The organism is Ottowia thiooxydans DSM 14619 (genome assembly GCF_000422885.1).
Classification (GTDB): domain Bacteria; phylum Pseudomonadota; class Gammaproteobacteria; order Burkholderiales; family Burkholderiaceae_C; genus Ottowia; species Ottowia thiooxydans.
The window spans coordinates 207,353-233,924 of the sequence record NZ_AUGX01000001.1; the positions used below are offsets into that span (position 1 = coordinate 207,353).

32 protein-coding genes and 1 pseudogene are annotated in these 26,572 nt (G+C 59.3%); 23 read left to right on the forward strand and 10 right to left on the reverse strand.

Features of this window, described 5'->3' with window-relative positions:
• Window positions 1-757: 757 nt before the first annotated feature.
• The 5 genes from G518_RS0101085 to G518_RS0101105 are packed head-to-tail and all read right to left on the reverse strand — an operon-like array spanning window position 758 to window position 4,166.
• Window positions 758-2,488: a SulP family inorganic anion transporter gene (locus G518_RS0101085; protein WP_036593299.1), complete on the reverse strand. Its 1,731-nt coding sequence runs from the start codon at window positions 2,486-2,488 to the stop codon at window positions 758-760.
• 37 nt (window positions 2,489-2,525) lie between these two features.
• Entirely contained in the window at window positions 2,526-2,957 is a 432-nt protein-coding gene (locus tag G518_RS0101090) for a protein tyrosine phosphatase family protein (RefSeq protein WP_036593147.1), read from the reverse strand.
• Window position 2,958: 1 nt separating this feature from the next.
• On the reverse strand, window positions 2,959-3,393 hold the full coding sequence (locus tag G518_RS0101095; protein ID WP_008903067.1) for a DUF6691 family protein: 435 nt from the start codon (window positions 3,391-3,393) through the stop codon (window positions 2,959-2,961).
• Between the two features lie 11 nt (window positions 3,394-3,404).
• Complete coding sequence (locus G518_RS0101100; RefSeq protein WP_028600943.1) at window positions 3,405-3,842, reverse strand: YeeE/YedE family protein; 438 nt, start codon at window positions 3,840-3,842, stop codon at window positions 3,405-3,407.
• 3 nt (window positions 3,843-3,845) lie between these two features.
• Window positions 3,846-4,166 carry an ArsR/SmtB family transcription factor gene (locus G518_RS0101105; protein WP_028600944.1) on the reverse strand — a complete coding sequence of 107 codons (321 nt, stop codon included), beginning with the start codon at window positions 4,164-4,166 and terminating at the stop codon, window positions 3,846-3,848.
• 116 nt (window positions 4,167-4,282) lie between these two features.
• Between G518_RS0101105 and G518_RS0101110 the strand changes: the two genes are divergently transcribed.
• The 10 genes and pseudogenes from G518_RS0101110 to G518_RS0101155 all read left to right on the forward strand — a co-directional run bounded on the left by G518_RS0101110 (window position 4,283) and on the right by G518_RS0101155 (window position 10,914).
• Entirely contained in the window at window positions 4,283-5,167 is an 885-nt protein-coding gene (locus G518_RS0101110) for an MBL fold metallo-hydrolase (RefSeq protein WP_036593150.1), read from the forward strand.
• A gap of 53 nt (window positions 5,168-5,220) precedes the next feature.
• Window positions 5,221-5,412 (forward strand): YgaP family membrane protein, encoded by a 192-nt coding sequence (locus G518_RS0101115; RefSeq protein WP_028600946.1) that lies wholly within the window; start codon window positions 5,221-5,223, stop codon window positions 5,410-5,412.
• Window positions 5,413-5,496: 84 nt separating this feature from the next.
• Window positions 5,497-5,947, forward strand: a pseudogene (locus G518_RS33360) (OsmC family protein).
• Window positions 5,948-5,956: 9 nt separating this feature from the next.
• The gene (locus G518_RS0101125; protein ID WP_028600947.1) at window positions 5,957-6,415 is read left to right on the forward strand and encodes a hypothetical protein; all 459 of its coding nucleotides are present in this window, start codon (window positions 5,957-5,959) and stop codon (window positions 6,413-6,415) included.
• A 25-nt stretch (window positions 6,416-6,440) separates the two neighbouring features.
• Complete coding sequence (locus tag G518_RS0101130; protein WP_028600948.1) at window positions 6,441-7,355, forward strand: alpha/beta hydrolase; 915 nt, start codon at window positions 6,441-6,443, stop codon at window positions 7,353-7,355.
• A 4-nt stretch (window positions 7,356-7,359) separates the two neighbouring features.
• Window positions 7,360-8,190 (forward strand): TlpA family protein disulfide reductase, encoded by an 831-nt coding sequence (locus G518_RS0101135; protein WP_028600949.1) that lies wholly within the window; start codon window positions 7,360-7,362, stop codon window positions 8,188-8,190.
• On the forward strand, window positions 8,187-8,843 hold the full coding sequence (locus G518_RS0101140) for a class I SAM-dependent methyltransferase (protein WP_245597862.1): 657 nt from the start codon (window positions 8,187-8,189) through the stop codon (window positions 8,841-8,843). Before G518_RS0101135 ends, G518_RS0101140 begins: the two co-directional genes overlap by 4 nt.
• 15 nt (window positions 8,844-8,858) lie before the next feature.
• A complete protein-coding gene (locus G518_RS0101145; RefSeq protein ID WP_028600951.1) occupies window positions 8,859-9,323 on the forward strand; it encodes a methyltransferase family protein in 465 nt (154 codons plus the stop codon).
• Between the two features lie 79 nt (window positions 9,324-9,402).
• Window positions 9,403-10,116, forward strand: a complete 714-nt coding sequence (locus tag G518_RS0101150; protein WP_028600952.1) for a Crp/Fnr family transcriptional regulator — start codon at window positions 9,403-9,405, stop codon at window positions 10,114-10,116.
• Window positions 10,117-10,269: 153 nt separating this feature from the next.
• Window positions 10,270-10,914, forward strand: a complete 645-nt coding sequence (locus G518_RS0101155) for a peroxiredoxin (RefSeq protein WP_028600953.1) — start codon at window positions 10,270-10,272, stop codon at window positions 10,912-10,914.
• Window positions 10,915-10,938: 24 nt separating this feature from the next.
• On the opposite strand, the gene G518_RS0101160 is transcribed toward G518_RS0101155, so the two are convergent.
• Complete coding sequence (locus G518_RS0101160) at window positions 10,939-12,285, reverse strand: sigma-54 interaction domain-containing protein (protein WP_028600954.1); 1,347 nt, start codon at window positions 12,283-12,285, stop codon at window positions 10,939-10,941.
• A gap of 249 nt (window positions 12,286-12,534) precedes the next feature.
• Between G518_RS0101160 and G518_RS0101165 the strand changes: the two genes are divergently transcribed.
• From G518_RS0101165 to G518_RS0101210, 10 genes are all read left to right on the forward strand, one after another.
• Window positions 12,535-13,947: a cytochrome ubiquinol oxidase subunit I gene (locus G518_RS0101165; RefSeq protein WP_028600955.1), complete on the forward strand. Its 1,413-nt coding sequence runs from the start codon at window positions 12,535-12,537 to the stop codon at window positions 13,945-13,947.
• Window positions 13,948-13,957: 10 nt separating this feature from the next.
• Window positions 13,958-14,962 (forward strand): cytochrome d ubiquinol oxidase subunit II, encoded by a 1,005-nt coding sequence (gene cydB / locus G518_RS0101170; protein WP_028600956.1) that lies wholly within the window; start codon window positions 13,958-13,960, stop codon window positions 14,960-14,962.
• Window positions 14,959-15,123 (forward strand): DUF2474 domain-containing protein, encoded by a 165-nt coding sequence (locus G518_RS39055; protein WP_084651298.1) that lies wholly within the window; start codon window positions 14,959-14,961, stop codon window positions 15,121-15,123. The genes cydB and G518_RS39055 overlap by 4 nt, the downstream gene beginning before the upstream one ends.
• Before the next feature lie 171 nt (window positions 15,124-15,294).
• Complete coding sequence (locus tag G518_RS0101180; protein WP_156909230.1) at window positions 15,295-16,623, forward strand: NAD(P)/FAD-dependent oxidoreductase; 1,329 nt, start codon at window positions 15,295-15,297, stop codon at window positions 16,621-16,623.
• A gap of 39 nt (window positions 16,624-16,662) precedes the next feature.
• Window positions 16,663-17,007, forward strand: coding sequence for a hypothetical protein (locus G518_RS0101185; protein WP_028600959.1), 345 nt, complete (start codon window positions 16,663-16,665; stop codon window positions 17,005-17,007).
• A 52-nt stretch (window positions 17,008-17,059) separates the two neighbouring features.
• Window positions 17,060-17,731, forward strand: a complete 672-nt coding sequence (locus tag G518_RS33365) for an MBL fold metallo-hydrolase (protein WP_245597863.1) — start codon at window positions 17,060-17,062, stop codon at window positions 17,729-17,731.
• On the forward strand, window positions 17,728-18,177 hold the full coding sequence (locus tag G518_RS0101195) for a group II truncated hemoglobin (protein ID WP_051235779.1): 450 nt from the start codon (window positions 17,728-17,730) through the stop codon (window positions 18,175-18,177). The genes G518_RS33365 and G518_RS0101195 overlap by 4 nt, the downstream gene beginning before the upstream one ends.
• Window positions 18,178-18,214: 37 nt before the next feature.
• Window positions 18,215-18,760, forward strand: coding sequence for a hypothetical protein (locus G518_RS33370; protein ID WP_051235781.1), 546 nt, complete (start codon window positions 18,215-18,217; stop codon window positions 18,758-18,760).
• Window positions 18,761-18,852: 92 nt separating this feature from the next.
• Entirely contained in the window at window positions 18,853-19,266 is a 414-nt protein-coding gene (locus G518_RS0101205) for a DsrE family protein (RefSeq protein ID WP_028600961.1), read from the forward strand.
• A 105-nt stretch (window positions 19,267-19,371) separates the two neighbouring features.
• Window positions 19,372-19,752 carry a rhodanese-like domain-containing protein gene (locus tag G518_RS0101210; RefSeq protein ID WP_028600962.1) on the forward strand — a complete coding sequence of 127 codons (381 nt, stop codon included), beginning with the start codon at window positions 19,372-19,374 and terminating at the stop codon, window positions 19,750-19,752.
• Here the strand turns inward: G518_RS0101210 and G518_RS39775 are convergent.
• The 4 genes from G518_RS39775 to G518_RS33380 form a co-directional block, all read right to left on the reverse strand.
• Window positions 19,734-19,904 (reverse strand): hypothetical protein, encoded by a 171-nt coding sequence (locus tag G518_RS39775; protein ID WP_211231654.1) that lies wholly within the window; start codon window positions 19,902-19,904, stop codon window positions 19,734-19,736. The two genes, G518_RS0101210 and G518_RS39775, sit on opposite strands and share 19 nt — an antisense overlap.
• Window positions 19,901-20,272: an IS66-like element accessory protein TnpA gene (gene tnpA, locus G518_RS0101220; protein WP_036593152.1), complete on the reverse strand. Its 372-nt coding sequence runs from the start codon at window positions 20,270-20,272 to the stop codon at window positions 19,901-19,903. The genes G518_RS39775 and tnpA overlap by 4 nt, the downstream gene beginning before the upstream one ends.
• Before the next feature lie 124 nt (window positions 20,273-20,396).
• Complete coding sequence (locus tag G518_RS0101225) at window positions 20,397-21,035, reverse strand: DUF2026 family protein (RefSeq protein WP_028600964.1); 639 nt, start codon at window positions 21,033-21,035, stop codon at window positions 20,397-20,399.
• Between the two features lie 120 nt (window positions 21,036-21,155).
• Window positions 21,156-22,499 (reverse strand): tyrosine-type recombinase/integrase, encoded by a 1,344-nt coding sequence (locus G518_RS33380; protein ID WP_084651300.1) that lies wholly within the window; start codon window positions 22,497-22,499, stop codon window positions 21,156-21,158.
• A gap of 488 nt (window positions 22,500-22,987) precedes the next feature.
• On the opposite strand from G518_RS33380, the gene G518_RS0101235 reads away from it, so the two are divergent.
• The 3 genes from G518_RS0101235 to G518_RS33385 all read left to right on the forward strand — a co-directional run bounded on the left by G518_RS0101235 (window position 22,988) and on the right by G518_RS33385 (window position 26,570).
• The gene (locus G518_RS0101235; RefSeq protein WP_051235783.1) at window positions 22,988-23,542 is read left to right on the forward strand and encodes a 4-hydroxylaminobenzoate lyase; all 555 of its coding nucleotides are present in this window, start codon (window positions 22,988-22,990) and stop codon (window positions 23,540-23,542) included.
• Between the two features lie 444 nt (window positions 23,543-23,986).
• The gene (locus G518_RS0101240; protein WP_281170505.1) at window positions 23,987-24,973 is read left to right on the forward strand and encodes a LysR family transcriptional regulator; all 987 of its coding nucleotides are present in this window, start codon (window positions 23,987-23,989) and stop codon (window positions 24,971-24,973) included.
• Between the two features lie 520 nt (window positions 24,974-25,493).
• Complete coding sequence (locus G518_RS33385) at window positions 25,494-26,570, forward strand: LysR substrate-binding domain-containing protein (protein ID WP_245597864.1); 1,077 nt, start codon at window positions 25,494-25,496, stop codon at window positions 26,568-26,570.
• The last annotated feature ends 2 nt before the right edge of the window (window positions 26,571-26,572 follow it).

A 26,572-nucleotide genomic window follows, 5' to 3' on the forward strand; every position in this document is an offset into this window, starting at 1 on the left:
TTTTGGCTTGGCTGGCGCGCTACAAGCATTCACCGGCCACATTGGCCAGCTATCGAAAAGAAGCGGAAAGGCTGCTGCTTTGGTGTGTGCACCAGCATGGAAAGGCCCTGTCCGATTTGACCCACGAGGATTTCCTGGCCTATGAAGCCTTTCTGGAAGATCCGCAACCGGCTGAACGCTGGGTCATGGAGGTCGCACAGAAGGCGCGGAGGTCCTCATCCCACTGGCGCCCTTTCGCTAAGCCGCTGGACCGGCAGAGCCAGCGCCAGGCGCTGTCGATCCTCAACAGTCTCTTTAACTGGCTGGTTCAAGCCGGGTATCTTGCGTGCAATCCCCTTGCTTTGCGGCGCCGCAAGTCCGTGGCGCGACCCGCCAAGACCAGCAGGTTTCTGCCTCACGAACACTGGGCGCAAGTGCGTGCGACGATTGAAGCCCTGACCATCGGTACGCCTCTGGCTGCCCTTCAAGTGGCCCGATGCCGGTGGCTTTTCTCCCTTTTCTACATCGTGATCAAGAGGATGAGGCCAAATGCCAATCCCAAGCGGGTGCCAATTTTGAGGTGGTTCATAGTGTATTTTTATAAATGGCTTATTGATGCAGCTACGCGGCTTTGCTCATGGCACCGCCAGCATCGTTTCTTTTCTAGTCAATCGAGTGCTAGATACAGGGTTTAAAGAACACAGCAACGCGCACGTATCAAGTCCTGTCGTGACATAGGGGTCGCTGGTTAGATCGGATGGATGCAACATGGGTGCAATCAGGCGATCACTTCGGGCGCCAGTTCAAAGATAGCTTGATAGTGGGAAAGGAACACCTGCCCGCTGAGGCCATTCAGAAACTCGGTTTTTCTCAAACGGTCCATCACAGGGCCCTTGACTTCTGAGAGATGAAGCCGCACGCCAGCCCCGCGTAAGCGCAGATCGATAGCTTCCAAGCTTTCCAGTGCACTCGCATCAATATCGTTGATGGCCGAGCACTGCAATATCACGTGCCCCAACCCGTGGCGGCTTGCAACGGCGCTATTGATGCGGTCTTCCAGCGCGCGTGAGTTGGCGAAGTACAGGCTTTCGTCCACCCGCAGGCTCAGCACCCGTGGGCTCACCGCCACTGCATGGCGCTGCACATTGCGAAAATGCTCGGTGCCGACGACAAGACCCACCTCGGCCATATGCGGGCGACTGGTGCGGTAGAGGTAGAGCGCCAGGGACACTCCTACCCCCACAATCAGCCCGGTCTCAACGCCCACAGTGAGGGTGGCCACCAGCGTGGCCACAACTGCAGAAAAGTCGGACTTCGCGTAGTTCCAAGTCTTGCGCAGGATGCTGAAATCCACCAGTGAGAGTACCGCCACCACGATGGTGGCGGCCAACGTGGCCTGTGGCAGGTAGTACAGTGCGGGCGTAAGGAACAGCGAGGCCAGTGTGATACCGGCCGCGGTGAACACACCCGCGGCGGGTGTTTGCGCCCCGGCGTCAAAATTAACTACCGAGCGTGCAAAGCCACCCGTGACCGGAAAGCCTCCGGTTAACGCCGCCGAGAGGTTGCTCGATCCGAGCGCCACCAGTTCCTGGTCGGGCTCGATGCGCTGGCGCCGTTTGGCCGCCAGCGTCTGCCCGACCGATACCGACTCCACAAAGCCGACCACGCTGATGAGCAGTGCCGGCACTAGCAGCGCCTGCCACAGACCCAGATCCCACAGAGGCAGCGTGAACGGCGGCAAACCCTGGGGCACGGCGCCCACGATCTTCACGCCTTGAACTTGCCAGTCCAGCGCCCAGGTGAGCAGCGTTGTCACGGCGATGGCAGCCACCGGCCCAGTCTTGGCCACCACGTCGGCCGCGCGCGGCTTCATGCCCAGTCGCTGCAGCAAGGGTTTGAGACCGCTGCGCACCCAGAACAAAAACGCGACGGTTGCAGCTCCAATGGCCAGGGTCAGCACATGCACCTGGCCGAGCTGTGACATCAAGGACAGGCTCAGATCCAGGAAATTGTGCCCTTCGGCGCTCACACCCATCAACGTCCTGAGCTGGCTGGCCGCGATCAGGATGCCCGATGCCGAAATGAAGCCTGAGATGACCGGGTGGCTGAGGAAGTTGGCAAGAAAGCCAAGACGTAGCAACCCCATGGACAGCAGCAGCAGGCCCGAAAGAAAAGCCAGCGTGATGGCTACTGCCCAGTATTCGGGTGTACCAGCCGGGGCGTGGTGTCCAATGGCAGCAGCTGTCATGAGCGAGACTACCGCCACCGGCCCCACCGCAAGTACGCGGCTGGTGCCGAACACCGCATATAGCAGTAGCGGCGCTACGCTGGCGTAAAGACCCACCTCGGGCGGCAAGCCCGCGAGCATGGCGTAGGCGAGGCTCTGAGGGATCAACATGATGGTGACGATGAGTGCCGCCACGCCATCACTCACCAGAGCCTCGCGGTTGTACGCTCGACCCCATTGCAACACAGGCAGTGAAGGCAACACGCGGCGCCAGGATGGCATTGTGATCATGGAAAGATACCTGTGCAGGCGTTAAACATCATGATTTCGATGGCGGCACGGGTGGCACCAAACTGGTCAGGTTGAATCCGGCCTGGGCGGCCCGCTGTACGAGATCTGGCCAGGGTTTCGAACCCACTTGAGAAAGCGCCCAAAGCAAGGCTGATCGCGTACCGCTGCGGCAGTAGGCCAGTACAGGGCCAGGTAACTGTTTCAGCAAGTCACCAAAATCGCGTCCGTCCTGCGCGCGAACGCTACCCGACACTACGGGCAGATAGGCCAGCTTCAGTCCGGCTGCGTGTGCAGCCGTCGCAATATCCTGTGAGCTGAACTGCCCTGGGCTTTCACCATCTGGACGGTTGCAGACTAGAGATTTGAAGCCGGCGGCAGCAATCGCCTGAAGGTCGTCTGGAGAGATTTGCCCGGTGACCGACAAGGTTTCGGAGAGAGGTACGGCGTTGAAAGGGGTCACCTCATGCTCCCATACGTCGACGCGAGCCTGCGCGCTCGGCGATTTCAAAAATTGCCATGCCGAAGAGCATGGCCGCCACAAAAACCGCAGCCTTCAGCTCGCCCGAGGCCATTGACACGATACCCGGACCAGGGCAAAAACCTGCCAGACCCCAGCCCGCGCCAAAAGTCAGGCCGCCGATAAGCAGGCGTTTGTCGATCTGCGTTGACTTCGGTAGGTGCAGGGCACCGCCCATGAAGTTGGTGGTTCGCTTGCGCGCCAGCGCAAAGGCGAAGAAGCCCACGGCAATCGCGCCACCCATGACGAAGGCCAACGAAGGGTCCCAGATGCCGAATAGGTCGAGGAAGCCCAGCACTTTTGCCGGGTCGGTCATGCCGGAGAGCAGCAGGCCCAGGCCGAACAGTAGGCCCACAAAGAACTCGGTGATGCGGTGCATGTAGATGCTCCTTACAGAACGTGGCGAACCACGAATACCATGGCGAAACCCGCACCCATGAACGCGAGTGTGGCCACCAGTGAGCGGGGCGACAGGCGCGAAAGACCGCAGACGCCGTGTCCGCTGGTGCAGCCCGAGCCGTAGCGTGTGCCCAGACCTACCAGAAGCCCGGCTCCCACGATGGTGGCGAAACCGGCGTCGATGCGTGGCGCCTGCACAAAGTCGGCAGGCGCCAGCAAGCCGTACACGAGCGGTGCGGCCAGCATGCCCAGCAGGAAGGCGATTCGCCAGCCGACGTCTCCCAGCTTAGGTGGTAACAGGCCACCCAGGATGCCGCTGATGCCTAGCACCCGGCCATTGACCAGGATGAAGAAGGCCGAGGCTACGCCCAGCAGGATGCCGCCGGACAGCGAAGCCCAGGGTGTGAAATTGGTCCAATCAATCGTCATGGCTCACTCCGATTCGCAAACACAAAATTGCTCGTACAGCACCTGAATCACTGCTAGCGCTTTGGGACTGGTCAATGCATAGTGAATAGTTTTGCCTTCACGGCGGGTGCTCACCAGCTCCTCATCACGCAACACGGTTAGTTGCTGCGACAAAGTAGGCTGCGCGATGCCCAACAAATCTTCAAGCTCACCAACTCTACGTTCCCCTTGTGAGAGCTGGCACAGGATGAGTAGCCGGTCAGGGTTAGCCAGCACCTTCATCATTCGGCAGGCCCGGTCCGCGGCCAACTGCATTTGTTCCAGGTCCATCACGGAGTTCTTCATCGGTACTTCTTCCAGGGGTGTGGCGGCCTACAACTTTCCATACGACAGAAATAATATATTGACAAATAAACTATTTGTCAATATATTATCTTTAGCTTATTTGAAAGGAGCCGCCCATGACAACCGCACCGACATCAACCCCTCAGCCTCATGTGCATGGAATGTTCGACCCCGCTACATGGACGGTGTCTTATGTTGTGCACAACGGCCCTGGCAGCGAAGCAGCGATCATCGATTCAGTGCTCGACTACGACCCGAAGTCGGGCCGCACAGCGCACACCTCTGCTGACAAGGTGATCGAATATGTGCACACCCATCAGCTCAAGGTGCGATGGATCCTAGAAACTCACGCACACGCTGATCACCTTTCGGCCGCACCGTACTTGCGGGCCCATCTCGGCGGCCAAATCGGCATTGGAGGCAACATCACTGCAGTTCAAAAGGTGTTCAAGGGCGTTTTCAACCTGGAGCCGAGTTTCAAACAGGATGGCTCGCAGTTCGACCATCTTTTCCAGGAGGGAGAAAGCATCCCATTGGGCATGTTGTCTGGTGAGGTGATGTTCGTGCCAGGTCACACGCCAGCCTGTGCTGCCTATCGCTTTGGTGAAGCGGTGTTTGTGGGCGACACCCTCTTCATGCCAGACGTGGGCACTGCGCGTTGCGACTTCCCCGGCGGCGACGCCCGCGCGCTTTACGCGTCCACCCGCAAGCTGCTGAGCCTGCCACCAGAAACACGACTCTTCATGTGCCACGACTACCCTCCCAGCGACCGACCGGTGGCTTTCGATACGACGGTGGCGGAACAGCGAGCCAAAAACATCCACGTGCATGATGGCGTGAGCGAAGACGAATTCGTGACCATGCGCACGAAGCGCGATGCCACTCTGGAGATGCCCACCTTGATCCTTCCATCGGTTCAAGTGAACATCCGCGCTGGCGAGCTGCCGCCCAAAGAAGACAACGGCGTCGCGTATCTGAAGATCCCCTTGAACGCACTTTGATCAAGTGCGCCCATGGCTATTTAGCCATCCATTTTTACTTTTGGAGAATTACCATGACCAAGAACGTCGGCGGCATTGACCGCACATTGCGCATCCTCATCGGGCTGGCCTTGATTGCGGGTGCGGCTACCAACACCATCGGCATGTGGGGCTACCTGGGTGTCGTGCCCTTACTCACTGGCCTGATCGGCTGGTGTCCACCCTATGCCATCTTCGGCTTTAACACCTGCTCCCTGAAGAAGTGAGTTGTAAGGAGGGCTGAGTCCGATCTGCCCATCAGGGTGAACGCCCCTTGAGCACATTCGCCCAAACTTATCGAAATTACCCGCATGACTACAGTATCCGTTTCGCACCAACAGCAGGCCGACTACCGTTTTGAGATCCGATTTGGTGAAGGCATTTCTAGCCTGATTGCCGACGAGCCCGCACCGCTAGGTAAGGGGGGGTGGCCCGTCTCCTGCGCAGTTGCTGTGTGCCGCGGTGGGCAACTGTCTGAGCGACTCACTTCTTTTTGCGCTGCGCAAGTTCAAGCAGGCACCCGAACCGCTGCGCTGCGAGGTGACGGCCGAGGTGGGGCGCAACCCCGAAGGAAGGCTGCGTATTCTGAGTATCCACTCCACTATCACCCTTGGGGTAGTGGCGAATTCGCTGGAGCACTTGGAGCGGGCTTTGACGCAATTCGAGGAGTTTTGCACCGTCACCCAAAGCGTGCGCCAGGCTGTCCCGGTGCGGGTCACGGTGATCGATGCTGCCGGCCACACCCTGCGCGATCAATCCTGAGCTGGCGCCATGAAAATCAAGGCCCTCCTTGTCGAAAGCTTCCGCTCTGGGACTATCGCCTCCGTGGCCATCGTTCCGCTGAGTCCGATCTTCAAAGCGGCGGGCCTGCGCATCGGCCACTACGGCCCGAAATTCGCGGGGCTGTACGTCAGCGCCCCCCAACCCTGGTTACTTTTTGTGCAACACCTAGTCATCGGCTGGGTTTCAGCGCTGCCTTTGCTCCTCGTCTTTCTGGCCACCCAAGCCGGACGATGGCCAGTAATGACCGGTGCTGCGTATGGGGCGGCTTACTATGTGGCGATCAACTCGCTGGCATTGCCGATCTATTTCAACGACCCGCTTCCCTGGCAACTTGGAGCCTCCACCGTGCTACCCAGCCTTATCGGCCATGTGATCTTCGGCGCGGTGATCGGCCGAACATCACGGCATTTTGTGACCCGTACCAACCCGCGACGGGTTGTGATGTGAGGCAGGTCGATTTGACCGGGCGCCCATGACCGCGGTGCTTGGGGCAGCGGCCACGCTGGGCGGCGTCTGGGCACTTCGCAAGTTGGCCCACAGAGGCATCGTGCGCGGGTTGCGCGCGCCGCGAGTGCCTCATGAGCCCTTGGACGATGCATTTGGCTTGACCTCGGATCGTGTTCGGCAAGTCCATGTCCCAACTGCGGGTGGCAAACACCTGGCCGCCTGGTTGGTGTCACCACCGCAAACCGTAGCGGCGCCAGCACCTGCAGTGCTGGTTATGCACGGCTGGGGCGCCAACGCCTCCATGATGGGACCCGTGGTGCCACCGCTGCACGCCGCCGGATTTGCTGTGTTGCTGCTGGACGCCCGGTGCCATGGGCACAGCGACGATGAGACGTTCACATCGATGCCGCGCTTCGCCGAAGACATTGCCGCTGGTCTCGCATGGCTCAAGCACCAACCCAACATCGCCGCTGACCGCGTAGCGCTGCTGGGCCACTCGGTTGGAGCGGCTGCAGCGTTGCTGCATGCCGCACGTCACCATGACGTCGGCGCTGTGGTCAGCCTGTCTGCGTTTGCCCATCCCGCCGAGGTGATGCGCCGCTTCATGGCAGATAAGCAGATCCCATATGGACTGCTTGGCTGGTATGTGATGCGGCATGTGCAGCGGGTCATCGGCGTCACTTTTGACGAGATTGCTCCATTGGGAACGTTGCCTGCCGTGCGCTGTCCAATCCTCTTGGTGCATGGTCTGCGGGACCGCACCGTTCCGGTGGATGATGCTTACCGTCTGCTGGCAACATCCAGCAATGCGCGTCTGCTGCTGGTGGAAGGAGACCACGACCTGCGCGAAGCCATGGCACCCCACGTGCACGCCCTGGTGAGCTTTCTGCATCGCGCAATTGAAACGGCCACCTCCGCTCCGAGAACCGGAGCCGACTGAATCCATGCTGTCTTTGTCCCTAGGCCCAATTGCCCTGCCTCTGGCGTCCGTTCTTCTGTTGATCGCGATCTGGGGGAGCTCGTGGCTGGCCAGTCGCCTGGCTCGCCAGGGCGCGGACAAGGTACCGGGAGAACAGGCGGGACGCACGGTTACCCACGCGGCGCTGTTAGGTCTGGTGGCGGCGCGGCTGGCCTACCTCGTGTGGCACGCGGATGCATATCTTGCATCGCCGTGGGCGGCATTCGATCTGCGCGATGGTGGATGGAGTGCGCCGGCAGGGCTGGTGGCTGGGGTGGCGTGGCTGGCATGGCGCGGCTCGGTCACGCCTTGGCTGCGCAGGCCGCTGGCGGTGAGCAGCACAGCGGGTGTCGCTTTCTGGTGGCTGGCAACCCTGGCCAGCGGGCTGGCCGGTACCCACAGCCTGCCCCCCGTTCAACTGGTTCGGATCGAGGATGCACGGGTGCTCAGCCTCACCGAGGCTGCGCGCGGGCGTCCAGTGGTGGTCAACCTGTGGGCCAGCTGGTGCGGTCCTTGCCGGGCGGAAATGCCGATGCTGGCGGCCGCTCAGCAGCGAGAACCCACGGTGGCCTTTCTTTTCGTTAACCAGGGCGAATCGCCCGCCACCGTGCAAAGCTTCCTGCACCAACAAGGTTTCACCCTGCGCGAGGTGCTGCTGGACAGCGGGTCCTCGCTCGGACAAGCCATCGCATCACGCGGTCTGCCCATCACGCTCTTCTTTGATGCCAAGGGCAGACAAGTCGATGCACATTTCGGCATCCTCAACCCCGCCGCGCTGGAGAGTCGCCTGCGCCAACTACGAACCGCCCCCAGATGAGCACCCCCACCCAGAACATGACCTCGAAAAACACCCCAGCGTTCAGCGATCCAGCCAACACCTGGAATCAGCGTTTCGCCGCACCCGGCTTCCTGTTCGGCGCCGAGCCCAATGGATGGTTGCGCGAGCATGCCCACGTCTGGTCACCAGGCGAGCAGGTTCTGTGCGTGGCCGATGGCGAAGGTCGCAACAGTGTCTGGTTGGCGGAACAAGGGTTGAAGGTTGATGCATTCGACATCGCGGCAACCGGCGTGGCCAAAGCCCGGGAACTCGCGGCGCAGCGGGGCGTGACGGTCAACTTCGCAGTGGCCGACTGTGATGCCTACGCCTGGCCAGACGCTGCCCTCGACGGGGTTGCGGCCATCTTCGTGCAGTTTGCCGATCCGGACTTGCGCGCGCGCCTGTTTGCCAGCATGGTGCGCTCCCTGAAACCCGGCGGATGGCTCGTGCTGCAGGGCTACACCCCCCGGCAGCTTGACTACCGCACAGGGGGGCCGCCCTTGGTGTCGCACCTCTACACAGAATCCTTGTTGCGGGAAGCCTTTAGCGAGCTCGACATTGACACCTTGCGCGAATACGAAGCCGAGCTGGCCGAGGGCAGCGGTCACCATGGCCGCTCTGCGCTGATCGGCATGGTCGCGCGTCGCCTGTGAAAACGGGGGGTCGACATGAGCGATAACGGTGTGCAACGCACGCTGGGCAGCGTCCTGGTGGCCTTGCAATTCGGGTTGATCGTGCTGCTGGCGTGGCTGGGATTGCCTTCATTCTTGTCGGACCAGGCGCCTGCTGGTGCCTGGGTTACCTCAGTCGCAGGCGCGTTTGTGGGGATCTGGGCAGTGTCAACCAACCGGCCGGGCAACTTCAACATCAGGCCTGTACCGCGCGCCGGAGCGCGACTGGTCCAGCAGGGCCCCTACCGGTGGATCCGCCACCCGATGTACACCGCGGTGATGGCGTGTGGCATTGCAGCCGCATGGGCCAACACAACCTGGCTGGCCTGGCTGGCCCTCGGTGCGCTGGTTGCCGTGCTGGTCAGCAAGGCTGTGCTGGAGGAGCGCTGGATGCTTATGGCGCACCCGGGCTATGCGGCCTACCGACGGGACACGTGCTGGTTTCTGCCGTGGATCGCCTAGCCTCGCGGTATGGCGTCCGGCCAACAGCGATACGTCTACACGCCTCGAACCTTGTCCAAGCCTCAGTTTCACATCAACCATGATCCCCATTCATACCCAATCCGCCTGGCGCGGCACCTCCGACTGCAGGTCGTGTGCAGTGCGTGAGGTCGCCCTGTTCTCCAACCTCAACGAGGAGGACTTTGCCCTCATCCACGCGCCCATTGATGACATGGCGTACCGGGCGCACCAGGTGCTGTTCAACGAGGGGGACGCAGCGGGTGGCATCTTCACATTGCGCTCCGGCATGCTCAAACTGTCCCGAATCACAGGTGACGGGCGCCGACGCATCCTGCGCTTGCTGCGTCCGGGCGATGTGGTCGGCCTGGAGGCGCTGACCACCGGCCGCTACGACAGCGAGGCGGCCGCGCTGACTGATGTGACGCTGTGCCGCATTCCAACCGAGGTGGTGCACAAGCTGAATCTGAACTCGCCGCGCATGCACGCAGGCCTGCTCGACAAGTGGCAGAAGGCGCTGCGAGAAGCCGACGACTGGCTGGCCTCGATCAACTTCGGCACCGCGCAACAGCGGGTCTGCCAGTTCATCCTCAAGATGCGCCACACCACCGATCCGGCCTTCGTCACGCTGTTCTCGCGCGAGGACATGGGCGCCATGATGGACCTGAAACAGGAGACGGTGAGTCGCGAAATTTCTGCGTTGGTGAAAGCAGGTGCCTTGCAGCCAGTGGACAAACTGGGCCGTCTGTACCGCATCATGGACGAATCGCTGCTGCAACCCGGCTCCAACCTTTGAAGCGCAGCCGCCTGAGGCTATTAGCGTCATAGGATATGACAAACGCCGCCATGATCCATGTCATGAGCGGTGTTCCGTGGTGGGTCGACACTGAACCCATCGAACAGCCAACCGCTGTTCGGTTCATTGTTCAACCTTCCAACGGAGTCCCTCATGGAAAACGCATCAAACTCAAGCTTTCCCCGCCTTAACGAAGCCGCACCGGCGTTCAAAGCCAACACGACCCACGGCGAGCGCAGCCTGGACGACTACAAAGGCACGTGGCTGATCCTGTTCTCGCACCCAGCTGACTTCACGCCCGTGTGTACCACCGAGTTCATCGCCTTCGCCAAGGCTTCAGACACCTTCAAGAGCATGAACTGCGAACTGCTGGGTCTGTCTATCGACAGCATTTACTCGCACTTGGCCTGGATGCAAAGCATCAAGACTAGCTTCGGCGTGGAGATTCCCTTCCCCATCATTGACGACATCAAGATGGATGTGGCACGTGCCTACGGGATGATCCACCCGGGCGCGGCGGACACCCAAGCTGTGCGCGCCACATTCTTCATCGACCCCGAAGGCAAGCTGCGCGCCATGGTGTATTACCCCATGAGCAATGGCCGCTCAATCGACGAATTCGTGCGCCTTCTGACCGCCATGCAGACCAGCGACGCCCACAAGATCGCCACCCCCGAAGGCTGGACGCCGGGCTGCGATGTCATCGTGCCGCCACCCAAGACACCGGCCGCTATCGAAGCGCGCAAGGGCGAGGGCTACGCCATGAAAGACTGGTACTTCTCGACCCGTAAGCTCTGAACCTGGCAGCCCGGGTTCCGTGCTTCAAGCCGCGTCAGGGGCGTCACCGATCTCGCGAAGCTTGCGGTAGAGAGACCGCTCGCTAATTCCGAGTTTTTCCGCCAGTTCGGCGCGGCTGCCGCGGTGGGCCTTGAGTTGGGCCTGCAGGGCGGCACGCTCGACGCTTCGCAATGAAGACTCCGCGCCGGATGCTGTGGCCTCCGGCGCTTCTGCGTGTTGCAATGCCACCGGCGAAGGCCTCGCGTCGGTACCCAGTGCGCGCTCCACATGCACTGGCTCGATACTGTGGCCGTCGGCCAGCAAGGCGGCGCGCTCCAGAACATTGCGCAGCTCACGCACATTGCCCGGGAACGGATAGCGCTGGAGCAAGGCCAGCGTATCTGCAGACAGGCTCAGACGCCGTTGCGGCGCCACCCGCTCCAGCAGCGCTGCCGCCAGCAGCGCAATGTCGTCTCCCCGTTCCCGCAGCGCCGGCAGGGCAATGGGGAATGTGCTGAGCCGGTAATACAGGTCTTCGCGGAAGCGCCCGTCGGTCACCATGGCCTTGAGGTCGCGGTGTGTGGCCGAGACCACGCGCACATCGGTGCGCCTCAGCTCGTTGCTGCCAACGCGGCGGTAGGTGCCGCTCTCCAGCAGGCGTAACAGCTTAACTTGCATGGCCAGCGGAATGTCGCCTACTTCATCCAGAAACAAAGTACCGCCACTGGCGGCTTCCACCAACCCGGGCTTGCTGGTATTGGCACCAGTGAAGGCGCCTCGTTCGTGGCCGAACAGTTCACTCTCGAACAGGGTCTCGGGCAGGCTCGCGCAGTCCACCACCACCAGCGGGTGGGTTGCGCGCGGGCTGGCATCGTGCACAGCCTGGGCTACCAACTCCTTGCCGGTGCCCGACTCTCCGAGCAGCAGCACGCTGGCCTGCGACGGCCCAACCCGAGCCACCAGCTCCAGCATGCGCTGGAAGGCCGGCGAACGGCCCACCAGTCCCTGCCGCACGGGCTGACCCTGGGCCACGCGCAAGGGCTCCATCTTCTCCACGAAATATGCCTGTTCACCCGTGGCATCCAGCAGTGGCACCAGCTCGATGTTCACGTACGACTCGCCCTGGGGCGTGTGGTGCAGGTGCAGCACGCGTTCGCGCTGGCCCGACTCGCGCGCACGCGCCAGAGGGCAGCTTTCACCCGCCTGGTCACACGGCACGCTGAAGTGGTGGGATACCTCGTAGCAAGTGCGCCCGACCACCGAGGCGCGCGGGCTGAACTGGCTACGGTAGGCCGCATTGGCGGCCAGGATACGGTACTGGCGGTCCAGCAGGATGTGTGGCTCGGCCAGGCTTTCCAGGTACGAGAGCAGTTCGGGCAACACGTGGGCCATCGGGTGGGTCTTTCGGAACATTGCACTGGATTCCAGCGGGAACCTGCGGTCAATCGCTGCCAAGTTGATCTGCCATTTTGGCAGGCAACTGACTGCTTTGGCAGAAAAAAACCGGCTGCGTCTTGGCAGTCGGGCTGCCTATCACGCCGGGAGCTTTGAATTCGTTAAGTTTTTTATACCTGCGCCTGTTGGCACGGCTCTTGATAAGTGAAAGGCGTCTGCCACTTCACCGATTCAAGGAAACACCCGATGTCTGACCTGCCCGACGCACTCCTGTTGGCGCGCATCCAGTTTGCGTTCACGGTGAGTTTCCACTTCCTGTTTCCCGCTATCACCATCGGCCTAGCGAGTTACCTCGCGGTGCTCGAAGGCCTGTGGCTTAAGACCGGTCGCGAAGACTACATGAACCTGTTCCGCTACTGGATCAAGATCTTCGCGCTGGTGTTTGCAATGGGCGTGGTCTCGGGCATCGTCATGTCCTACCAGTTCGGCACCAACTGGGCGGTGTTCTCCGACAAGGCCGGACCGATCATCGGCCCGCTGATGGCCTACGAGGTGCTGACCGCCTTCTTCCTCGAAGCCGGTTTCCTGGGTGTGATGTTGTTCGGCATGAACCGCGTGGGCAAGAAGCTGCACTTCACCGCCACGCTGATGGTCGCCCTGGGCACTTTCGTATCGGCGTTCTGGATCCTCTCGGTCAACAGCTGGATGCAGACCCCGGCGGGCTACGCGATCAACGCCAACGGGCAGTTCATCTCCGCTGGCAGCTGGCTGGCCATCATCTTCAACCCCAGCTTTCCCTACCGACTGGTCCACACCCTATCCGCCGCCTACCTGACCACCGCATTCCTCGTGGGCGCGGTCGGCGCCTGGCACCTGCTGAAAGACCGCGGCAATCCGCGCGCCCGCCTCATGTTCTCCATGGCTATGTGGATGGCAGCCATCGTGGCACCACTGCAGATCTTTCTGGGTGACTTGCACGGGCTCAATACGCTCGAGCACCAGCCGGTCAAGGTGATGGCCATGGAAGGCCACTACCAGAGCCACCCGGAAGGCGCACCCCTGATCCTGTTCGGCATTCCCAACAGCGCCGAAGGCCGGGTCGACTACGCGGTGCAGATTCCAAAGCTGTCCTCGCTAATCCTCAAGCACGACCTCAACGCGCCCATGCAGGGTCTGGACACCGTGCCGGTGGCCGACCATCCGCCGGTGGGCATGGTGTTTTGGGCGTTTCGCATCATGGTCGGCCTGGGCTTCCTGATGGCCGGGCTCGGTATGCTCAGTCTGTGGGCCCGTGCCCGCGGCCGCCTGTACGAATGGAAGTGGCTGCACCGTTTTGCGCTGGCCATGGGCCCCTCGGGGTTGGTGGCGGTGCTCGCGGGCTGGATCACTACTGAGGTGGGCCGCCAGCCCTGGACCATACAGGGTCTGATGCGCACGGCCGAGTCGGCTTCACCTCTGGCAGCACCGGCCGTGGCAGCTTCGCTGGTGGCCTTTGTGGTCGTGTACTTCGCGGTCTTCGGCGCCGGCGTCCTCTACATCCTGAAGCTGATGGCCAAGCCGCCGGTGGTACACGAGTCGGCACCGCCCAATATCCCCGCGCGCGCCGCTGGCACCACGCCCGCCGTAGCGCTGCACCCCGATGCCCTGGCCAACGAATAAGGGGAACCGTATGAACATCGACCTGACCATCATCTGGGCCCTCATCATTGTGGTGGCCGTCTTCATCTACGTGGTACTCGACGGTTTCGACCTCGGCATCGGCATCCTGTTCAACACCTTCAAGGTAGGCCATGACCGCGATACCGCTATGAACAGCATCGCACCGGTCTGGGACGGCAACGAGACCTGGCTGGTGATGGGCGGCGGCGGGTTGCTGGCTGCCTTTCCGCTGGCCTACGGCCTGATCTTTTCCGCCCTGTACGCGCCCATCATCGCCATGCTGTTGGCCCTGGTGTTCCGCGGTGTAGCCTTCGAGTTCCGGTGGCGAGATCCGGGTCATCAAAAATTCTGGGATTTAGCCTTCACCGGTGGATCGTTTTTGGCCGCGTTCTCGCAGGGAGTCATCCTCGGCGCGCTGCTGCAAGGTGTGTCCATCAGCGGACGATCCTATGCGGGTGGCTGGTGGGACTGGCTCACGCCCTTCACACTGCTCACCGGCTTGAGTCTTGTGGTGGCATACGCGCTGTTGGGTTCGACGTGGCTGGTGATGAAGGCGGAGGGTTCACTGCAACGCCAGGCCAGATCCATGGCTTGGTGGCTGGGCGGCGCTACGCTGGCAGCTATCGTGGCGGTCAGCATAGCAACCTTGTTCCTGAGCGCCGACTATTTCAGTAAATGGCTCAACTTGCCCAACTTGTTTTGGGTGGCGCCCGTGCCGTTGATGGTTGCACTGGCCAGCGTGGCCTTTGTCCGCAGCCTCAAGGCCGGCCATGAGACCGCGCCCTTCCTACTCACGTTGGGAGTTTTCCTGCTGAGCTTCGTGGGCCTGTGCATTAGTGTGTTCCCGTATGTCATTCCCGGAGCCGTCACCATCTGGGAAGCCGCCACCGACCGCAGCAGCCAGGTCTTCATGCTTTGGGGCACGGCCTTCGTGCTGCCCATGATCCTGGGCTATACCGCCTGGTCCTACTGGGTGTTCCGCGGCAAGGTCAACTCAGACGGGTACCACGCATGAAGATTCCTCTTCTGCGCTGGCCCAACATCCCTTCGGCAAGCTCCGATGAGCCTTTGCCACCTCTTTGGCGCCGCCTGCTCTGGATGGCGGGCATCTGGCTCGCGAGCATTTCAGTACTGACCGCAGTAGCCATGGTGCTGCGGTGGGTGCTGAAAACCTAAATTGGCTTGGCAAAGACAAGCTTCGAGCTTGCGCCAAACCCTTTTGTCGTCAACCACCCTAACTATTGCTCCGGCCCTGTGAACTTTGAAGTTTTCCTCTTCACCTATCCTGTGACAGAGCAACGAAAAAGTGATGACTTCACAGGGCCGGATCAATAGGAGACAAAAATGATGAACACTCAGTATGCTGCGTACACGAATTCGACACGTAGGCGCTGGCTGCAGGCTCTGGCTTCTACGCCACTCGTTCCGACATTGACTGCCCCGGCTTTGGCTGATGTGGCCACAAAAACAAAAGCCCATATCGTGATAGCTGGCAGCGGTCTGGGCGGCATCGCAGTCGCCAACAGGCTGTCTAAGCTGCTTGACGGTGCAAAGATCACCATCATCGACCGCAAAGAAGAACACAACTACCAGCCTGGATACACCCTGGTTGCGTCGGGTGTTTGGCCTGTGTCTAAGGTGCGCGACAGAAATGCAGACTTCCTGCCCGCTGGCATCGAATGGGTGAAAGACATGGTTGCCAGTTTTGATCCTGCGGCAAACACCGTTAGTACCGTGAGCGGGCAACGCATTCGCTACGATTTCCTGGTGGTTGGCATCGGCGTTTATTTGGACTACGCCCAGATAACCGGGATGGATATATCAGCCATCGGACGCGAAGGTCTGACCAGCGTCTACCCGAGCCCAGAGGCTGCACAGGCCACATGGGCGACCATGCAAGCGTTCGCCGCCAAAGGGGGCAACGCGGTAATGACGCTGCCTTCTACGCCACTCAAATGTGCAGGTGCGCCCCTGAAAATGACTTTCATGCTGCGGGATCGACTGTTCAAGGCGGGCACCTTGGGGACATCCAAGATCCGTTTTGAGTCAGCGCTGGGCAACGTGTTTGGGGTTAAGGCGGTCAACGACAACGTCCTCGGACGCTGGCGTGACCTGGGAATCGACGTGGATTTCTCTCGCAAGCTCACCGCTATCGACATCGGTGCACGTCGCGCCACCTTTGCTTTCCCCGATGGGCAGACGCAGGAGATGCCTTATGACTTTATCCATGTGGTGCCCCCTACACGCGCTCCAGATGCCGTAAAGAACAGCGAGCTGGCATGGAAGGATGGCCCGTTTGCCACAGGTGGCTGGTTGGAAGTGGACAAACGCACCCTCCAGCACCGCCGGTTTCCTAACGTGTTCGGCATCGGCGATATCAATGGCACGCCACGCGGTAAGACCGCCGCCACGGTAAAGAAGAGTGCCCCACTGGTGGCGCACAACTTGGTGGAAGTGATTGCTGGGCGCGTAGCCAACGAGAACTTTGACGGCTACACCTCTTGCCCGCTAATCACGCGCGAGGGCTCTGCCATGCTGATCGAGTTCGACTACGAGGGCAACCTCACCCCTACGCTACCAATGATCGAACCGCTACAGGACAGTTTTTTCGCATGGCTGATGAAGGTTCGCATGCTCAAACCAGCATACATATCCGTACTAAAGGGCCGGGTCTGAAGCCCTGGTACTGGAACCAACAACTCAAGGATACAAACCATGTATGAACTCTGGCTGATGCTGAATATTCTCTGGGAAGTTGCCTTAAGCGTCTGGCCCATGTTGCTAGCAGCATCATTGTTGTGGCTGGTGTTAATGGGCATCACGTTGCGATCCGCTGGTGCCCGATGGAGCGCTAGCTTGCCGTCAGCATTCCTGATTGGGTGCATTGCCGCCTTCGCAGCGTTTCTTTTGCTTCCACAAGCACTGAGCTCTACGCTGTCCGACCTAGGCTATTGGGTGGACTGGGTCACGTTGATTGGGTTGGCTATGGCCGTAGGCGGCGCTGTCGCCGCATATGCCTTGCCATTACTAACCATACGCCGCGAGCTCGGCCATAGATGAGTCGAGTTATCGCACATCCAGCAATTTTGACGGCTGCGACCTAACCTACGTTATGTACTTTCGAATACTCCCTGACGAGACCGATGGTGCAATGAGCTATCTGCTTGCCGATCTTGACACTCGCGAGTGCGTTCTGCTGGATCCACGCGGCACAGATGTACCCCTGCTCAGAGCCATGCTGCAAGAACACCAGTTGCATTTGTGCTGGTTGCTGCGTACTCACGAGCATGACGCACTCCTTCCAGGTGAGTCCGCTGCATTAGACGCGCTTGGCGCGAAACGCATGCAAAAGGTGCTATCGGTCGAGGCAAGCGACAAGATAGCTTGTGAAACGAGTGCGCTGATGTTTGGCAACGAACTGCTGAGAGTCATGTCCACTCCGGGTCACACTGAGGGCTGCGTGAGCTACTTGTGGCGCGATCGGCTGTTCTGCGGCGATCTGCTGACGGTGGATGCTTGCCCACACCAACCGAGACCAGCTCTGCCCGAAGCCTTATGGGACAGCGCGACCCGCCATGTATTCACCCTGCCTGGTGAGACCTTGCTTTTCTACGGCCACGCCAAGCAGGGCCGCGTCGTGTCGAACGTGCTGGAGCAGCGACGCTGGCACCCCTGGCTTGGCAATACCACGCGCGATGAGTTTCTTGCGCGCGTGCGCACCCCCAAAAATGAAGCCAATGCATCGTCAATGCGCGACGCTACGCTGTCCACTTACACCCTATGACAACCTTTTGCGGCTCTGCCGACACCATTACAGCCAACATCGTTCCCGACAGCGTTTATACGCGCCTTGGTGGTGCGCCGGCGATCCGAAGATTGGTAGACCGTTTCTACGAATTGATGGACGAGTTGCCCGAAGCGTATGCCGTGCGCCAGCTTCATCCGAGCAGCCTGTCAGGCAGCGTCGACAGGCTGTTCAAGTACCTCAGCGGATGGTTCGGCGGTCCACCCTTGTACGAGCGGGAGCGCGGTCATCTCCGGCTGCGCAAGCGCCATTCGCCCTATGCCATCAACGCGGCAGTGCGTGACGAATGGCTGTTGTGCATGCAACTGGCGCTGGCCGAACAGGTGGATGACCTAGCCTTGCGAACATCCATCGAGCGAGTGTTTTCCAGTATGGCCGATCACCTGATCGACACGGACTACTTCATCAAAGGATGCCCGCGATGACTGACCATCACCTGACCAATCTCCTGGAGTGAGCACCATGAACGCGGCATCCCAGAGTCCGCTCCGGCGGCTATTGCGCGCACTCAGATCCTATGCGGTGCTTAGCTCCGTACTGCTGTCGCTGCACGGAACGCTAGCGGCAGCGCCACTTTCAGTGGGATCTGTACTTCCCACATTGACGCTCAAAGATCAGCACGATAAACGAGTGGTTATTCCTTCTGATACCCAGTGGGTGCTATTCGCCAGTGAAAAGTCGGTGAGCGACATGGTCAGCGCCGTCTTGTCGACTCAACCGGTCAACGTAGTGGATGGCATGCGACTGATATACCTTGCTGATATCAGCGGAATGCCTGCACTTGTCACAAGCATGTTTGCGCTTCCCAAGCTTCGATCACTTCCTTTCTCGATCGCCCTGGTGCGAGATGCCAATGAAGTGACCCAGATCGCCGATCTACCCCGCCAGCCAGGTGCCGCCACCTTGCTACGACTTGAATATGGCCGCATTACGCGCCTCGATGCGGTACGCAATTCCACCGAACTTCGCTTGGCGTTGGGGCTTCCCGCAGCGATTCAGGCACCTTGAAATCAGCTTCACGAGCCCGCACCACGCCGTTGAATTCGCACTTCGTCTCTTTTTTCCCGCGATTTTTTTCCAACCCACTGGAGTTACACACCATGAAGAAGTCTTTCCTGATCACCACCATCCTTATGTCAACAGCTCTCGTGGCGCAGGCCGACGAGTTGTTTGTGTCCATACATTCGGGCGCAGCCATGGCACAGGGCGCAGGTCTCGTCCTTGCCGGACAAGCGCTAGAACAGAAGGTCGACGTGCGCGTGCTGCTGTGTGACGCAGCCGGTGACATCGCTGTCAATGGCCAGACCATGCCCAGCCTCAAACCGCGCAACGTCACACCGCAACAAATGCTTCAAGGCTTAATCAAAGCCGGAGCTAAGGTAGAGGTGTGTGCGCTTTACTTGCCAAACACGGGTCGTCAGCCCGCCGACTTGCTCACAGGTGTGACCCCAGCAAAACCCGCCGAAGTCGCTGCCCATCTCCTCAAACCCGGCGTGCGAACCCTTGCTTTCTGAAAGCGAATCGAGAGGAGTCGTTTGACTGATCCCCTTCGGGGCTGCGTTCAGTGCTTTTACACGATCCACACTTTGTCCGTCTCAACCTAGTCTTATTGCAAACCTATGAAAACAGCACACGATCTCGTCCTCGCAGCGAAGGCTCAATGCACCGAGGTAGCCGTCGAGCATGCTCCAGATGCTCTTCGCTCAGTTGAAGTAATCATCGACGTTCGTGAGGCGGATGAATACGCAGCGGGGCATTTGGCCGGATCCATCAACATTCCGCGGGGTTTGCTCGAGTTCAAGTTGTCAGGGACACCGGAATTGGAGCGACGAGACATTAGCGCATTGCTGTACTGCAAGACGGGCGGACGTTCCGCGCTTGCCGCAGCCACCATGCAAAGCATGGGATACCTTCATGTAGTTTCAATGGCAGGTGGCTACGACGCCTGGGTTACGGGGGATGGTGCGGTTATTAAGGCGTCTCAGCCGACTTTTGACTGATAAGTTCGCAAGGCGCGCTTGTTGGCGAACAAGTAGGCATGGTGGGGATGAGCGGCACCGAACACGGTGACGACACGGGCCAGGGCCGTGTCGGTGTCGGCGCGCATGTCCAGCGGGGCCGTGGCCAGCCAGGCGGCGTCGATGCGGATCATCGCAAGAGCTCGCGCAGAATTGCCCCGCATTGCGATAGCGGGCATTGCAGGCGCACCAGCAATTCGCCGCGCTGAATCTGCAGATCAACCTCGGGCAAGGACTGCTCGCCAGCAGGCTCAGCCTGCCTGGCAGGGAGCGCTGCTGGAATGAATGGGACAGTCAAAGGCACGAATGCGGGCGGTACCGCTGCTTGCCGCTCTCGCTGTTCACGGATCCAGCGGTGCACCATGTTCGAGTGCAGGCCGTGCGCCAGGGCCACGCCGCCTACGCTGGTGCCAGGCTGGGCGCAGCGGCCCAGCACCTCTGCCTTGAATTGCTTGCTGTACTCACGCCGCCGTGGGCGGTCTTGATTCAAAGAATTTTCCATCGTCTCCACGATCCTCCATCGTGGGGACGATGCCCGCTTCAAGCGGTGCATTCAAGATGAGATCGCCAGCTGCATACAATCAACACTGCGAACTAAAGGGATTGATGTGAGCCACGGATTGAATTCACCAAGCGCCTGAAACCGCGCTGTTGTTCAATTTGATCCGAGTCACTTCCCCCAAGTCGTTTTGCATTCGCAACTCGGGAAGAATCGATTTCGGTGGTCTCCGGTACCAGTGTAGGCAGACGTTGACGAGATCTGCCCCGGCAGGCTTCTTCAGAAACGATTGCCGAAGGTTGACGGTCAGTTCGGGGTTCGGCACCAGGTGGAAATCACCTTCTTGATCCAGATGCTCATGGCTGGAAGCCATATCGGCCCACTTCTTCTGAAACATGCGCCGCGGTGCGATGAACGGGTGGCCGGCGGACGTGCAGGCTTCCGGGAATATTGGCGCCATGAAATCGATTACATATCCATCGCACTGTATCCACGCGTGAAACGACGTGTCCGAGCTTTGAACCTGTCCTTCTGTCAATGTGGCGAAAGAGATGACATTCCGCTGTTGTTCGTTGACGAGGAAGAATGCCGCACTGGCGAGCTGCACGGCATCCTTCTTGTAGAACTCGCGCAGGATGGCAGCGCCCGCGATGCTGAAGAACATGCACGCATGGGCCGTATGCGCATCAACGCTGTCCAGGACCGATCTGATGACCGCATGAATGCGCAGATAGTCGAGCAGCGGAATGAGTGGTTTCGTCGTCATCGGATTTTTTCGGGGAGCGTCGTCGCCTAGCTATTGCTCCGGCCCTGTGAACTTTGAAGTTTTCCTCTTCACCTATCCTGTGACAGAGCAACGAAAAAGTGATGACTTCACAGGGCCGGATCAATAGGCGACGACCGAGGCCGGCAACGGCCCGGCTTTGACGTTTGGGCGCGAAGCGGCTCGCGCAGAACGAGCGCGGGTGTGGCGCGGCTTGGATTTGGTCGTGTCCGTGAGAGTCAAGGGAGCGGCTGAGGCGCATTCATTTTTGGGGGCTGCGCATTCCCTGCGTAATTGGTCCAGACGGTCCGCCCATTCTTGAAGCATCGCGCGCCGCTCATCTTGGTAGGCATGGCGGTTGTAGGCCGCACGCACGGCATTCGCTGGCACGTGCGCGAGGCAGTGTTCGATCACGTCGATGTTGCCGCCGAGGCTGTTGAAGTGGGTGCTGAACGACGCGCGCATACCGTGCGGAGTTCCTTCCCCGCTGAAACCCAGTCGCTCCATCAAGGCGTTCAGGCTGCGATTGGCCATTGGCCGATGCGGGTCCACGCGGTTGGGGAACAGGTGTTCCCTGTTTGCGGGCACAAGCTCACGCAAACGAGTGAGCAGCGCAACTGCCTGTGTAGACAGCGGTATCCAGTGGGCTCGCTTGGCCTTCATTCGCTCGGCAGGAATCTCCCATTGCGCGCCTTTCAGATTCACTTCATCCCATCGGCCCTCGATGACTTCGGCTTTGCGGCAGGCGGTCAGAAGCACCAGCAGCATCGCGATGCGCGTTTCCTCGTTAATCCTGCCGCTGCCATCCAGCGTCCGCAGAAAGACGCCGATCTGCCTTTCGGACAGGGCGGGGTGGTTGGTCTGGGTGCGCTTCTTCATCACGCGCACGGGTGGCACCGGATTGTTCTCGATCAGTCCTGAATCGATGGCGTACTCGAAGATGCCCCATAAGTGATTGCGCAGGTTGCGTGCGACCTCCGGCGCGCGTTGCTCGACCACCTTCAACTGCGCGGTCAGTTCGAGCCGCGTGATGCTGCCGATCGCTCGATTCTTCAGTTTCGGCAGCAAGTCATTGTTGATCTCGCGGTTGCGCTGCTTCACCGTAGACGCTCGCAGGTCTGCCGACGTCGCTGTATTCCAGTCCGACACGATGGCAGAGAACGTTCCCTTGACTCGTTCCAACTGCTCTTGCGCTTGTGAGATCTCCTTGTCTTGCTGCGCCTGCAAGGGGGTGGTGCCTTGGGCTACCAACTGCCGTGCCTCTGCATGGAGTCCACGGGCGTCCGCCAAGCTGACTTCCGGAAAGGCGCCCAGTGCGCGTTTACCTTCGATGCCATTGATACGGAACTTGTAGCGCCACAGCTTCGAGCCATTGGGCTGGACGAGCAGGTAGAGCCCGCCGCTATCCGCAAGCTTGTAGGGGCGCTCCTGGGGCTTGGCTGTCTTGATCTTGACGGTAGTGAGCATTGGGGGCCTTCTGGTTGGCGAGGCCCCCAATGAGGCCCCCAAATGGTCGCGCTGTCAAGAAAAACCCTTAGATCGCTTGAGACGTTGATGGATGGTAACTCATTGCCACTATTGAGATTTTCGTGACTTCTGAGAACTTGTGAGATCGCATGAAACACCAATGCATACTTCAGGTGGTTATACGCATATGACTACTATTCTATTGATATGCAGGGACATTCAGATATTAGTTACACGTGGTACGCGGAAGTGACGCTTTTATCCACCAACGTGAATGAAACCCGCCGTTGTAGGCGTGCTGAAACCACGTTGGATTTTTCCGCGGTACGGTGGGATGGCTATAGCCAAATGGAATAGTAGAGCTGTTTATTTGAATTGGCCCTAAAAGGGACTGCGACCTAAGATTCGTGGCGTCACCTAACTCCTGTGAGGCGCATCCTGCCTCCGGGGTGGGTAGACGAATCCACGAATGAAAAAAGGAGGACTTTATGGCTGACTTGACGGCGGGTGTCACACTCGCGATCCCGGAAAAAGGCGATGTTCTACCGACAGGGCCGCATAAACCCAAGCTCATGGCTGCAGTGGCCGGTTTGTTGGATTTCATTGGTCAAAGGCCACTTGACGCCGCGCTTGAGAAAGACCTCAACGATAGTTATGGTGCGCAAACTGACGCTTATGCTGAACTGCTCACGTTGCTGCGAGCTGGCATTGAAGAGGGCTGGGCCTGCTACGCGGAGATAGATGGACCAGACTACCGCCGCGGAAGACTTGCCAAAGACGGGCCGGCAACTCATGGGTTCAGTGTGGAAACTGGCATGCTCAAGAACGTCCTGGGCAACTACCATCGTCATCCGCTGGGTGAGATCAACATGATCGGCCCTGTGGATGCCACTGCCAAATTTTGTGGTCACGGGGCAGGATGGAAAGTGTTCGGCCCGGACAGCCGACACTACCCGACTGTCACGGGAGGTAAGGTAACCATGCTGTTTTTCCTGCCTGGCGGACAAATCGAATATATGCCGGCTCCGGTGGCGGCATCCTGATACGTTGGGCCTTGGCCGCTCGGGGCGCACTGTTCGATCTCTAACCCGCCGATCCAACCAGAGTCGAAAGGTGCTGCGCAGCCAGGGCGTTCCAGCGTGGGATAGCTCAATTACCTTGGTTCAATTGCAAACCAGCTATATTGGAGCCATCAGAGAGCTAAAAATTGAGAGAAGTTAGCCTGCGGTCATAACTTCCCAAGCCCTTTATTGATTGGGCATTTGTACGCGAGAGACATGTGCTGACCCTATTCCTGCGCTGAATGCACCAGGACCTGCTTCCGTCGACCTGTACCGGCCGATGGTCTGGGGTTGTGAGTCACCTGCGGCGTTCATCTTGGGTCGCAGGTTTTGCTCCCTCTTGTTGCCTTCAATCGATGCTTGCCTGATCGAGTCCACGGGCTCAAAAATTGCTTTGTGAAATCTGGGTCCCGGAACATCCTTGTGGTGTTGCGGGTTACGATTTTTTCAGTCCAATGTTGGCTTTCTACCTTGAACCTCCAGCAGCTAAGAATCTTTGTTGCCACAGCCAGATCGGGCCATTTGAGCAAGGCCGCTGAGCGGCTGTTCCTTAGCCAGCCGGCAGCCAGTGCTCAGATCAAAGGTATCGAGCAAGAGCTTGAGTTGGCGCTGTTTACTCGGCACCATTCCGGGCTTGAGCTGACGGAGGCAGGAAGAAAGTTGTTGCCACGAGCAGAGAATCTTCTGCTTGATGTAGACGCGTTCAAGGCACAAGCAAGAACCTTGACGGGGCGCATTTCAGGAAAGCTGCGTATAGGCTCGGCTTCAGACCCTGAACGTGTGCGGATGGGCGGGGTTCTATCAGAATTTGTTCTCCAACATCCGCTCATTCAGGTGAGCGTTCAACAACGTAGCTCCGCCAGTTGTTATGCTGGCTTGTGCACCGGAGAGCTGGATGCATGCTTTGCCCTGCAATTGGCAGTTGATGATTCTGTGACCGTGAGGCACCTGCGGGAAGTCAATTACGTCGTCTGCGCGGGCAAGTCGTTCGAGTCTGATATCAGCGACTGGAGTTTGGCCGAGAGTGCTGCGGCCCCCTGGATATTGCCGCCTATCGGGGGGGCGCATGACCGGATGCTTCAGGAGCTTTTTTCGAACCACCGGCTGGATCTGAATCCTGCCGCGCGTGTCGACAATGAGCACTTGACCAGGCACTGCGTTGTGAAAGGCGTGGGATTGGGTCTTTTGAATCAAGAGCAGGCCGAGCTTGATGTGAAAAGTGGTTTGATCTCCGTGGCCAAGGATCAACGCGTGACGACTCGCCTGTCGTTCGCACATCTGTCGCAGCGCCGTGGTGATCCCATCATTGGCGCTTTGTTAGAAACCGTAGAGAGCGTGTGGAACCCTGGAAGGAATCCACTTTCCTCGACGGAGTCAGCTCTGTCTGAGCTGGCTAGCGGGCTTTCCATCTAGGCCTATCCCAATCATTGGGCGCGAGCGCCTGGCTCGCCAGAGCGCCAGGCTTCGTGACCAGAAGCTCAGTGGTTTCTGAACAATGAGGGCTACGCAGCCGTGAAGTGGCAATTCAACCACCGTAAGCGGCAATCGCTCTGCGTGCCGATAGCCTCTGCTTGATCTGCGGGCCGCACGACCCGGCATTACCTACGACCCTCTTGGACGAGTGGCACTTGCAAAACACGCCCCGAACTGAGCGGTAGTGCACGCCGGTGGCTGCGATCCGCGTGCGGAATCTGCGACCTCCATGCCGCATCGGTCATTCCATCAGTCGATTGGATGTCCCCCTTAAAAAATGGCGATTGGACTGGCGAAGCACCCCTACCTATATTCCGTGTAACGACCTCGAACACACGATGACAAGCAAAACGGAATACCGGATCAAAGCGTCTGCGAAAGCGTGGTGAGCGTGCTTTGCCGTTCGCCAACCTGGGTTTCCGGAGTGAGATTTTCCTTGATGAACACAAGGGGTTGGTGAATGGATTTGACCGTCCCGGATCGCCAAACGGAATTAAAAAAAAGCCCGATAGATATGACCCCGTTCCCGCTCACACAAGTTTCACTAAACAGAAAGCTGAAGTTCAGCCAACTGATGATCTTCGACTTCGTGTTGAAGACAGGATCATTTGTGGGGGCCGCGAACTCGATGGGCGTAACGCAGCCGTCGGTCACCAAAACAATACACGAGTTGGAGGTGTTCTTTGGGACGTCGCTATTTCAGCGCTCAAATCGTGGCGCTGTCCCAACTGAATTCGCCACGATGCTGGGGCGGCATGCAAAGGGGCTGCTCGCCGATGCCAGACATCTGACTGACGAAGTGAATTCGTTTCGAACCGGTGAAGCGGGGAGCGTGATCGTTGGAACGTTGATAGCCGGTGCTGCGAAATTGCTTCCGTTGGCGATCTCACGTTTCCGCAGCGAATACCCGAACGTTTCCTTGGTGATCCGGGAGGGAACGAGTGCTTCACTCTTTCCCGCTGTTTCCTTGGGAGAGGTGGATATCGTCGTCGGCCGATTGCCGGAGAAAGGCATCCCGTTGGCCAAGTCCTTTTCTTTGACGCACGAGGTACTTGTCAACGAGACCTTCTGCTTCGTGGTGGGAAATCACCATCGGCTGGCGGGCAAGAGAAATGTTCAGCTCAAGGACCTCATCTCTGATGAGTGGATATTGCCTCTTAAAGAGTCCCCGTTCTCGACTTCGGTAGAAAAGCTGTTCCATGACTCCGGCCTGAAGCTGCCTTCCCGTCACATACGCTCGCTGTCCCTCATGACCAACGTGGGGCTCCTTATGGAGACAGATATGGTGGCTCTGCTGCCTCGCGCCGCTGCGCTGCAGTTTGCTAATCGAAGCCTGCTCACTGTTCTTGAACTGTCGGCATCGGTGGATTTCGGCCCCGTGGGGTATTCCGTAAGAGCCGATAAAGCGCTACAGCCAGCTTGCCTGAAATTCATCCAATGCCTGCGAGAAATCTCGGGTCGATTAGCCGAAGGTGGATTGAGTACTGGTCCTCATTCCAGCAGGACTCCTGCCGCCCTTTCTCCCGCGATTGCTTAACC

Coding starts and splice junctions, on each gene's coding strand:
- G518_RS0101085 (WP_036593299.1), bottom strand. CDS start 2,488: ATGCCATCCTGGCGCCGCGTGTTGCCTTCACTGCCTGTGTTGCAATGG.
- G518_RS0101095 (WP_008903067.1), bottom strand. CDS start 3,393: ATGCACCGCATCACCGAGTTCTTTGTGGGCCTACTGTTCGGCCTGGGC.
- G518_RS0101100 (WP_028600943.1), bottom strand. CDS start 3,842: ATGACGATTGATTGGACCAATTTCACACCCTGGGCTTCGCTGTCCGGC.
- G518_RS0101105 (WP_028600944.1), bottom strand. CDS start 4,166: ATGAAGAACTCCGTGATGGACCTGGAACAAATGCAGTTGGCCGCGGAC.
- G518_RS0101110 (WP_036593150.1), top strand. CDS start 4,283: ATGACAACCGCACCGACATCAACCCCTCAGCCTCATGTGCATGGAATG.
- G518_RS0101115 (WP_028600946.1), top strand. CDS start 5,221: ATGACCAAGAACGTCGGCGGCATTGACCGCACATTGCGCATCCTCATC.
- G518_RS0101125 (WP_028600947.1), top strand. CDS start 5,957: ATGAAAATCAAGGCCCTCCTTGTCGAAAGCTTCCGCTCTGGGACTATC.
- G518_RS0101130 (WP_028600948.1), top strand. CDS start 6,441: ATGACCGCGGTGCTTGGGGCAGCGGCCACGCTGGGCGGCGTCTGGGCA.
- G518_RS0101135 (WP_028600949.1), top strand. CDS start 7,360: ATGCTGTCTTTGTCCCTAGGCCCAATTGCCCTGCCTCTGGCGTCCGTT.
- G518_RS0101140 (WP_245597862.1), top strand. CDS start 8,187: ATGAGCACCCCCACCCAGAACATGACCTCGAAAAACACCCCAGCGTTC.
- G518_RS0101145 (WP_028600951.1), top strand. CDS start 8,859: ATGAGCGATAACGGTGTGCAACGCACGCTGGGCAGCGTCCTGGTGGCC.
- G518_RS0101150 (WP_028600952.1), top strand. CDS start 9,403: ATGATCCCCATTCATACCCAATCCGCCTGGCGCGGCACCTCCGACTGC.
- G518_RS0101155 (WP_028600953.1), top strand. CDS start 10,270: ATGGAAAACGCATCAAACTCAAGCTTTCCCCGCCTTAACGAAGCCGCA.
- G518_RS0101160 (WP_028600954.1), bottom strand. CDS start 12,285: ATGGCCCACGTGTTGCCCGAACTGCTCTCGTACCTGGAAAGCCTGGCC.
- G518_RS0101165 (WP_028600955.1), top strand. CDS start 12,535: ATGTCTGACCTGCCCGACGCACTCCTGTTGGCGCGCATCCAGTTTGCG.
- cydB (WP_028600956.1), top strand. CDS start 13,958: ATGAACATCGACCTGACCATCATCTGGGCCCTCATCATTGTGGTGGCC.
- G518_RS39055 (WP_084651298.1), top strand. CDS start 14,959: ATGAAGATTCCTCTTCTGCGCTGGCCCAACATCCCTTCGGCAAGCTCC.
- G518_RS0101180 (WP_156909230.1), top strand. CDS start 15,295: ATGAACACTCAGTATGCTGCGTACACGAATTCGACACGTAGGCGCTGG.
- G518_RS0101185 (WP_028600959.1), top strand. CDS start 16,663: ATGTATGAACTCTGGCTGATGCTGAATATTCTCTGGGAAGTTGCCTTA.
- G518_RS33365 (WP_245597863.1), top strand. CDS start 17,060: ATGTACTTTCGAATACTCCCTGACGAGACCGATGGTGCAATGAGCTAT.
- G518_RS0101195 (WP_051235779.1), top strand. CDS start 17,728: ATGACAACCTTTTGCGGCTCTGCCGACACCATTACAGCCAACATCGTT.
- G518_RS33370 (WP_051235781.1), top strand. CDS start 18,215: ATGAACGCGGCATCCCAGAGTCCGCTCCGGCGGCTATTGCGCGCACTC.
- G518_RS0101205 (WP_028600961.1), top strand. CDS start 18,853: ATGAAGAAGTCTTTCCTGATCACCACCATCCTTATGTCAACAGCTCTC.
- G518_RS0101210 (WP_028600962.1), top strand. CDS start 19,372: ATGAAAACAGCACACGATCTCGTCCTCGCAGCGAAGGCTCAATGCACC.
- G518_RS39775 (WP_211231654.1), bottom strand. CDS start 19,904: ATGATCCGCATCGACGCCGCCTGGCTGGCCACGGCCCCGCTGGACATG.
- tnpA (WP_036593152.1), bottom strand. CDS start 20,272: ATGGAAAATTCTTTGAATCAAGACCGCCCACGGCGGCGTGAGTACAGC.
- G518_RS0101225 (WP_028600964.1), bottom strand. CDS start 21,035: ATGACGACGAAACCACTCATTCCGCTGCTCGACTATCTGCGCATTCAT.
- G518_RS33380 (WP_084651300.1), bottom strand. CDS start 22,499: ATGCTCACTACCGTCAAGATCAAGACAGCCAAGCCCCAGGAGCGCCCC.
- G518_RS0101235 (WP_051235783.1), top strand. CDS start 22,988: ATGGCTGACTTGACGGCGGGTGTCACACTCGCGATCCCGGAAAAAGGC.
- G518_RS33385 (WP_245597864.1), top strand. CDS start 25,494: ATGGATTTGACCGTCCCGGATCGCCAAACGGAATTAAAAAAAAGCCCG.